This is a genomic window from Amycolatopsis thermalba, from assembly GCF_003385215.1.
GTDB classification, from domain to species: domain Bacteria; phylum Actinomycetota; class Actinomycetes; order Mycobacteriales; family Pseudonocardiaceae; genus Amycolatopsis_E; species Amycolatopsis_E thermalba.
On record NZ_PQHW01000194.1, the window covers coordinates 1 to 4,017 of the forward strand.

The 4,017-nt window shown below is 72.2% G+C and carries 3 protein-coding genes and 1 pseudogene; 2 read left to right on the top strand and 2 right to left on the bottom strand.

The features are described from left to right. Positions 1-751, top strand: a 751-nt coding sequence (locus D0D15_RS35395) for a CoA transferase (RefSeq protein ID WP_208646215.1), incomplete at its 5' end; no start/stop codon positions are given. A gap of 462 nt (positions 752-1,213) precedes the next feature. Here the strand turns inward: D0D15_RS35395 and D0D15_RS35400 are convergent. Then, positions 1,214-2,347, bottom strand: a complete 1,134-nt coding sequence (locus D0D15_RS35400) for an acyl-CoA dehydrogenase family protein (RefSeq protein ID WP_094007931.1) — start codon at positions 2,345-2,347, stop codon at positions 1,214-1,216. A gap of 80 nt (positions 2,348-2,427) precedes the next feature. Between D0D15_RS35400 and D0D15_RS35405 the strand changes: the two genes are divergently transcribed. Continuing rightward, positions 2,428-3,894 (top strand): aldehyde dehydrogenase family protein, encoded by a 1,467-nt coding sequence (locus D0D15_RS35405; protein WP_115945088.1) that lies wholly within the window; start codon positions 2,428-2,430, stop codon positions 3,892-3,894. On the opposite strand, the pseudogene D0D15_RS35410 reads toward D0D15_RS35405, so the two are convergent. Further along, positions 3,891-4,017: pseudogene (locus tag D0D15_RS35410) on the bottom strand (IS630 family transposase); the annotation flags it as partial. The gene D0D15_RS35405 and the pseudogene D0D15_RS35410 sit on opposite strands and share 4 nt — an antisense overlap.

A 4,017-nucleotide genomic window follows, 5' to 3' on the forward strand; every position in this document is an offset into this window, starting at 1 on the left:
CGTCATCCCCGGCGCGGGGGTGGGCCGGGCGCTGGCGTTGCACGGGGCGGACGTGCTGAACGTGTGGCGGCCCGGCGAACTGGAGCACGACGTCACCTACATCACGGCGAACGTGGGGGTGCGGTCGGCGACGATCAGCCCGTACGAGTCCGCGGGGGCCGGGCTGCTGCGGTCGTTGCTGCGGGACGCCGATGTCTTCTACGCCAACCGGCGACCGGGGTATCTGGACAAGATCGGGTTCTCGGCGGAGGAGGCCGCGGCGGTGCGGCCCGGGATCATCCACGCGACGGCGTCGCTGAACGGGCAGCAGGGGCCGTGGGCGGACCGGGTGGGGTTCGACCAGAGCGCGGGCAGCCTGGTCGGGATGATGCACCTGGAGGGCGACGGGGTGCGGCCCGCGCTGCCGCCGATCCTGGTGGTCAACGACTACATCGTGTCGTGGCTGATGGCGGCGGGGATCGTGGAGGCGCTGGCGCGGCGGGCCCGGGACGGCGGGAGCTACCGGGTGCACGTGTCGCTGACGCGGGCGGCGCTGTGGATCCTGGGGCTGGGCGTGTTCGACAAGACGTACGCGACGGAGGTCGCGGGCCGTGGTGAGGAGCACGAGTACCTGGACCCGGAGACCTTCACCGCCGACACGCCCCTGGGGCGCTACCAGGGGGTGACGGACCAGGTGCACATGTCGGCGACGCCGGGCCGCTACCGGACGGTGCTCGTGCCGCGGGGCTCGTCACGGCCGGAGTGGCTCTGAAGAGGCGGTTGCCGGAGCACCACTCGCCGGGAGGCACAGCCGGCACCCGGCGCACCCGCACCCGGGACGGCAGAACTCGCACCCACGAACGCGGAACTCGCACCCACGAACGCGGAACTCGCGCCAGCGAACGCAGAACTCGCACCCACGAACGCAGAACTCGCACCCACGAACGCAGAACTCGCACCCACGAACGCGGAACTCGCGCCAGCGAACGTGGGACTCGCGCCCAGGCCGAACCGATGCGAGTCCCACACTCGGGCGCGCGAGTCCTGCGCTCAGGCGCGCGAGTCCCACGCCCGGGCGCGCGAGTCCCACACTCGGGCGCGCGAGTCCTGCGCTCAGGCGCGCGAGTCCCACGCCCGGGCGCGCGAGTCCCACACTCGGGCGCGCGAGTCCTGCGCTCAGGCGCGCGAGTCCCACGTCCGGGTGCGTGAGTTCCGCGCCCGGGCAGAGGCCCGCTCAGAGGCCGTACGTCTTGCCGATGATGTCCCGCTGCACCTCGCTCGTTCCGCCGTACACGGTGCTCACCACGGTGGCGCGCAGGTGGCGCTCCATGTCGTACTCGGTCGCGTAGCCGTAGCCGCCCATCATCTGCATTCCCTCGAGCGCGATCTGCTTCGCGGTCTCGGTCACCTTCAGCTTCGCCATCGAGGCCTCCCGCGGCAGCTGCCGGTCCGGGTGCTCGTCCGCCATCGCCGCCACCCGGTACACCAGCAGCTCGCAGCACGCCAGCTCGGTCGCCAGGTCGGCGATCCGGTGCCGCAGCGCCTGGAACGTCCCGATCGGACGGCCGAACTGGGTGCGCTGCCGCACGTACTCCAGGGTGTCGTCGAGGATCCGCTTCGCCCGGCCGAGCATCGTCGCGGCGAGGATCAGCCGTTCGGCGTTCAGGCCCGCCGTCAGCTGGTGCCACGCCCGGTCGGCCTCGCCCACCACGGACTCGGCGGGCACCAGGCAGTCGGTGAAGTACAGGTCGTTGACCTCCCGCCCGCCCATCGTGTCGATGCCCTTGATCCGCAACCCCTCGGCGCCGGTGGGCACGCAGAACATGGTCAGCCCGTCGTGGCGCTTCCCGGACGTGCGGGCGACGAGCAGGATGTGGTCGGCGAGGTGCGCGTTGGAGCACCACGTCTTCTGGCCGTTGATCAAGTACCCGTCGTCGACCCGCTCGGCCTTGCACGTCAGGGCGGCCACGTCGGAACCGGCGCCCGGCTCGGACATGGAGATCGCCTCGACCGCGCCCGCGGCGACCCCGCCGATCACCTCGGTGCGCTGCTTCTCGGTGCCGAACTTCAGGTACGGGCCGGCCGCGATGATCGATGTCGTGTACCCGCCCACCGGCGCGAGACCGTAGGCACTGCGCTCGGCGAACACCGCGATCTCGGTCATCCCGCCGCCGGCGCCGCCGTACTCCTCGGGCAGGCCGGCCCCGAGCCAGCCCAGCTCGGCCATCCTGCGGTAGAGGCCGCCATGGTGATTCTCCGTCCCGTTGCCGGTGAGCGCGTCGCGCTGCTCACGGGTGCCGCATTCGCGGCGGCAGAACTCGTCGATCGCCGCGGCGAACGCGCGCAGGTCGGGGTTGAGGTCGAGCATCGGAACCACCCATCTTCTTGTATCTGACCTCATACCAAATATATGATCTCGCCATCAGACTCAAGCCCGAGGAGACGACGATGACGTCGGTGCAGGAGACGCTGCGCTCGCTCGACCCGGCGACCGGGGAGGTCGTCGGTGAGTACCCGGTCGCGACCGCCGCGGCCGCCCGCGCCGCGGTCGACCGCGCGCGGGAGGCCGCCCGGTGGTGGTCGGGCCTGGGCTGGTCCGGCCGGCGCTCGTGGCTGCGGCGCTGGAAGCGGGCGCTGGCCCAGGGCGCCGGCGAGCTGGCCGGGCTGATGAGCGCCGAGACCGGCAAGCCCCTCGACGACGCGCTCCTGGAGATCATGCTCGCGGTCGAGCACCTGGATTGGGCGGCCGGCCACGCCGAGCGCGTGCTCGGCCCGCGCCGGGTCCCCGCCGGCCTGCGCGCCGTGCACCAGGCGGCCACGCTGGAGTACCAGCCGATGGGCGTGGTCGGCGTGATCGGCCCGTGGAACTACCCGGTCTACACCCCGATGGGTTCGATCTCCTACGCGCTGGCCGCGGGCAACGCCGTCGTGTTCAAGCCGAGCGAGTACACGCCGGGCACCGGGCGGTGGCTCGCCGACCGGTGGGCCGAGCTGAGGCCCGAAGAGCCGCCGTTGCAGGTCGTCATCGGGGACGGCGCGACCGGCGCGAGCCTGTGCGTGTCCGGTGTGGACAAGGTCGCGTTCACCGGTTCCGGCGCCACCGCGCGGAATGTGCTCGCGTCGTGCGCGGAGTCGCTCACGCCGGTGGTGGCGGAGTGCGGCGGCAAGGACGCGCTGATCGTCGCGGCGGACGCGGACCTCGACGCCGCCGCGCAGGCGGCCGTGTTCGGCGCGTTCGGCAACGCGGGACAGACCTGCGCCGGGGTGGAACGGGCCTATGTGGACGAATCGGTGTTCGGCGAGTTCGTCCGGCGGGTCGAGGAGCGGGCGGGCCGCGTCCAGCCGGGCTCGTCGTACGGGCCGATCACCATGCCCGGGCAGCTGGACGTCATCGGCAGGCACATCGGCGACGCGCTGGACCGCGGCGGGAAGGCGGTCGTCGGCGGCCGGGAGTCGGTGCGGGCGCCGTTCGTGGGGCCGGTCGTGGTCACCGGCGTGCCCGAGGACAGCGCGGCGGTCACCGAGGAGACCTTCGGCCCGACGCTGGTGATCAACCGCGCCCGCGACCTGGACCACGCCGTGGACCTGGCCAACGAGAGCCGGTACGGGCTCGCGGCGTCGATCTTCAGCCGGGACCGCCGGACGGCGGAGACGGCGGCCCGGCGGTTGCGCTGCGGTGGCGTGTCGATCAACTCGGTGCTGGGGTTCGCCGCGGTACCGTCACTGCCCTTCGGCGGCGTGGGCGAATCCGGTTTCGGCCGCATCCACGGCGCGGACGGCCTGCGGGAGTTCGCCCGGGCGAAGTCCGTGACGCGGCAACGGTTCCGGCCGCTGCTGGACCTGATGTCGTTCGACCGCAAGCCGGCGCACGTGGCTCTGGCCCGCACCTTGCTGCGCCTGCGCCACGGCCGCTAGTGTCCTGAGTTATTAATTCGCGTGCAGTAGCGTGCGATGGAGTCAAGGATCTGGTCGGCGGTCTTGGTCCAGACGTAGGGCCGTGGTTCGTTGTTCCAGGTCTCGATCCATGCGCGGATGTCG

Coding starts and splice junctions, on each gene's coding strand:
- D0D15_RS35405 (WP_115945088.1), top strand. CDS start 2,428: ATGACGTCGGTGCAGGAGACGCTGCGCTCGCTCGACCCGGCGACCGGG.
- D0D15_RS35400 (WP_094007931.1), bottom strand. CDS start 2,347: ATGCTCGACCTCAACCCCGACCTGCGCGCGTTCGCCGCGGCGATCGAC.